The sequence below is a fragment of the Terrabacter sp. FW104-15G4B genome (assembly GCF_058790095.1).
The window spans coordinates 1-3,568 of record NZ_JBYTCI010000063.1; the positions used below are offsets into that span (position 1 = coordinate 1).

Genomic DNA, 3,568 nt, shown 5'->3' on the forward strand with positions numbered 1-3,568 from the left:
CGTCGAGCGCCCTCGCCACCCAGAGGTGACGAGGGCGACGAGCCGCCGGACCAGGGCTATGGGCGTGGGGCAGGTCGGGCTTGAACCGACGACCGACGGATTATGAGTCCGCTGCTCTGACCGGCTGAGCTACTGCCCCGGGTCCGTCCGGACGAACGCGGCGGTCGCGACGGAGTCTAGCCATGCTCGCGGCTGCGCCCCGGGCCGGTACCCAGACGTGGTCGAGGTCCCTCTAGGCTCGCTGCGACCACCATCCCAGGCACGTGAGGAACGACAGCATGAGTGACGGCATCCGGGTGGCAGCGGTCGAGGACGTCGAGCCCGGCGAGGCGCTCGTGCTCGACACCGCTGTCACGGCCACGGATGAGCCCATCTCGCTCTTCCGCGACGACGACGGGACCTACTACGCGCTCGACGACACGTGCTCGCACGAGGACGCGTCGCTGGCCGACGGCTGGGTAGAGGCCGGTGAGGTCGAGTGCCCGCTGCACGCGACGCGCTTCTGCCTCGCCGACGGCAAGCCGATGTGCCTCCCGGCGACGAAGCCGGTCCGGACGCACCGTGTCGAGGTGCGCGCCGGCGAGGTCTACCTCTTCCCGGGCACGCCTGCGGGCTCCTGAGCTCGCATCCGGCCCGCTCGCCGCACCGGGTCGCCCAGCGGCACAAAAACGGCAAATCGGGATGATGTGACTGCTGGTGCTGCTGTGCCCGATGGTGCACAATGGGGCGCGTTGCTCGCCGTCGAGCACGCTCGAGTGGCACAGTGGCAGCACACCGGATCTCCGTGTGGCAGGCGTTGGGGAAGACGTCCCTGCAACACCAGGAGGTTCGGATGCCTGTCGCGATGCCGCGCACCACGACACGAGGGGTTCTGTTCGTACACGGAGCCCCTGCAGCGCTGTGCCCGCACATCACATGGGCCATCGAGGCTGTCCTCGACCAGCGGGTGACGCTCGACTGGATCCCTCAGCCGGCGGCGCCACGGCTCGTCCGCAGCGAGCTGTCCTGGACCGGGGCGCCGGGGACCGGCGCTGAGCTCGCCAGCTCCCTCCGCGGCTGGGACGGCCTGCGCTACGAGGTGACCGAGGACCCGTCGCCGGGTTGTGACGGCTCTCGGTGGTCCTACACCCCGCGCCTCGGCATCCACCACGCCATGACGTCCGCCTCCGGTGACGCGGTCGTGCAGGAGGACCGGCTCCGCGAGGCGATCCTCCGGACCCGGGGTGACGCTGACGCCCTCCAGGACGAGATCGACCTGCTGCTCGGCATCCCCTGGGACGAGGAGCTCGAGCCGTTCCGATACGCCGGCGACGGTGCACCGGTGCGCTGGCTGCACAAGGTTGGCTGAACACCCTTCTCTCCCGCCGCAACGACCACCAGAGCGGCGCACGAGCTGACGAGGGCCCGGGCGGTTCGTGCTCCCGGGCCCTCGTCCCGTCCGGAGACGACGAGGCACCCGTCCCCCGGAAAAGCAGTGGTCGCCCGCCCCCGGCGCCTTCCCTGGGACCCATGGGGCCAGCGAAGCGCACCTTGTGCGTGGCCGGCTCCGTCCCTCGAGCCGCCCACCGGGATGACCCCGACGGGACGCGGGCTGAGGTGTGGAACCCCGACGAGACGCCGCTCGGCCGCGTCGCCGTGTGCGCCAGGTCGAGCAGAAGTGGCTCTACTGGCGCATCCGGGCGGCGTGCTCGCGCCAGGGAGACCTGCTCGAGACGGCGCGGCCCCTCGGACAGGTCGGGCGGCGCCCGGGGGCACGAGCGGCGCACGGGCTGGGCGCGTGGATCTTCCGCGCGGCGTCTGAGCGCTCCTTCGACGTGGGCGGCGCGGTCCCGCGGTGTGCGGGCGCGGATCCCGAGCTGTTCTGGCCGGCCCGACCGCGTCCTCGCTGTGTTCTTCGGCGGCAGGGAGGAGATGACGGCCTACCTCCACGACCTCTACAGGGCCCAGGAGTACGCGCTGCTCGACCGTGAGGTGATGATGGCGACAACCCGTGAGGTCGTGGCCGTGTCGCGCAACGCTGCCAGGCGGCAGCTCACCGTCGAGGACCTCGGAGGGCCAGACAGCCGACGTCGAGTGCCGCAGATGTCAGGCCCGAGCCCGCTCGTCGAGGTCGCGGCGCGGCTGACCACGCTGCTGTGCATCAAGGGGTGGCTCCGCCGCGACTGCGTCTCCGGCTGAACAGCAAGGCCCCTCGACCGATCAGGGTCGAGGGGCCTTGTGCTGCAGCTGCGTTCGGGAAGCTCAGATGCTGCGGATGGCGAGGGCGACGTTGTGGCCGCCGAAGCCGAACGAGTTGTTCAGGGCCGCGATGTCGCCAGCGGGCAGCTTCTGCGCCTCGCCGGTGACGACGTTGAGCGGGATCTCCGGGTCCTGGTCGTCGAGGTTGATCGTCGGCGGCACGAGCCGGTGGTGGATCGACTGAATCGTGATCACGGCCTCGAGTGCGCCGGCGGCACCCAGGAGATGACCGGTCATCGACTTCGTCGCCGTGACGGTGAGGCTGTCCGTGTGGTCGCCGAAGGCCCGCTTGATCGCGTTGTACTCCGCCACGTCACCGACCGGCGTCGAGGTGGCGTGCGCGTTGATGTGCAGGATGTCGGTGGGGGACAGGTCGGCTCGCTCGACGGCATACAGCATCGCGCGGGACGCGCCCGAGCCGTTGGGCTCCGGGGCCGTGATGTGGTGGGCGTCGGCCGACATGCCGACGCTGGCCAGTTCGGCGTAGATGCGCGCGCCGCGGGCCCGGGCGTGCTCCTCGGACTCGAGGACGATGACGGCGGCGCCCTCACCGAGGACGAAGCCGTCACGGCCGGTGTCGTAGGGACGCGAGGCCTTCTCGGGCTCGTCGTTGCGGGTCGAGAGCGCCTGCATCGCAGCGAAACCGGCGATCGGCAGAGCATGCACCGCGGCCTCGGTGCCACCGGCGACGACGACGTCCGCGCGTCCCGTGCGGATCATGTCGATGGCGTAGCCCATGCTCTCGGCGCCCGAGGCGCACGCGCTGACGGTCGTGTGGGCGCCGGCGCGGGCGCCCAGGTCGAGCGACACTGCGGCGGCAGGGCCGTTGGGCATGAGCATCGGGACGGCGAGCGGGTAGACGCGGCGCGGGCCCTTCTCGCGCAGGTTGTCCCACTGGTCGAGCAGGGTCCACACTCCACCGATGCCGGAGCCGATGGCGGCGCCGAGGCGCTCCGGGTCGACCTCGGGCTTCCCTGCGTCGGCCCACGCCTCGCGCGCGGCGATGAGGGCGTACTGGCTCGACGGGTCGAGGCGGCGGGTCTCGACCCTGGTCAGGACGTCACCGGGCGGGGTGGCGATCGTCGCGGCGAAGGTGACGGGGAGCTCGTACTTGGCCACCCAGTCGAAGTCCATCGGGCGGGCGCCGGACCGGCCGGCGAGCAGGGCCTCCCACGTCTCCGTGGCCGTGCCGCCCAGGGGCGTGGTGGCGCCGAGACCGGTGACCACGACGCGTCGGTCGCGATTGGAGGTCATGGTGACGTGCTCCTCTGAGTCGAGTGGTGTGGTGCGAGGGGTGGGGTGGTGCGGCTGGGTGGGCGCCCGGGAGGCC

The 3,568-nt window shown here is 71.6% G+C and carries 4 protein-coding genes and 1 tRNA gene; 3 read left to right on the forward strand and 2 right to left on the reverse strand.

Translation table 11 applies throughout. The annotated features are described in order from the left end of the window. Window positions 1–65 precede the first annotated feature (65 nt). Window positions 66–139: transfer RNA gene (locus AC3WRT_RS20575), tRNA-Ile, on the reverse strand. 139 nt (window positions 140–278) lie between these two features. Between AC3WRT_RS20575 and AC3WRT_RS20580 the strand changes: the two genes are divergently transcribed. The 3 genes from AC3WRT_RS20580 to AC3WRT_RS20590 all read left to right on the forward strand — a co-directional run bounded on the left by AC3WRT_RS20580 (window position 279) and on the right by AC3WRT_RS20590 (window position 2,178). After that, on the forward strand, window positions 279–620 hold the full coding sequence (locus AC3WRT_RS20580) for a bifunctional 3-phenylpropionate/cinnamic acid dioxygenase ferredoxin subunit (protein WP_492725263.1): 342 nt from the start codon (window positions 279–281) through the stop codon (window positions 618–620). A 212-nt stretch (window positions 621–832) separates the two neighbouring features. Further along, window positions 833–1,348 carry a DUF3145 domain-containing protein gene (locus tag AC3WRT_RS20585; RefSeq protein WP_492725264.1) on the forward strand — a complete coding sequence of 172 codons (516 nt, stop codon included), beginning with the start codon at window positions 833–835 and terminating at the stop codon, window positions 1,346–1,348. Between the two features lie 563 nt (window positions 1,349–1,911). After that, the gene (locus AC3WRT_RS20590; RefSeq protein WP_492725265.1) at window positions 1,912–2,178 is read left to right on the forward strand and encodes a hypothetical protein; all 267 of its coding nucleotides are present in this window, start codon (window positions 1,912–1,914) and stop codon (window positions 2,176–2,178) included. Window positions 2,179–2,241: 63 nt separating this feature from the next. On the opposite strand, the gene fabF is transcribed toward AC3WRT_RS20590, so the two are convergent. Then, window positions 2,242–3,492: a beta-ketoacyl-ACP synthase II gene (gene fabF, locus AC3WRT_RS20595; protein WP_492725267.1), complete on the reverse strand. Its 1,251-nt coding sequence runs from the start codon at window positions 3,490–3,492 to the stop codon at window positions 2,242–2,244. Window positions 3,493–3,568: the final 76 nt, after the last annotated feature.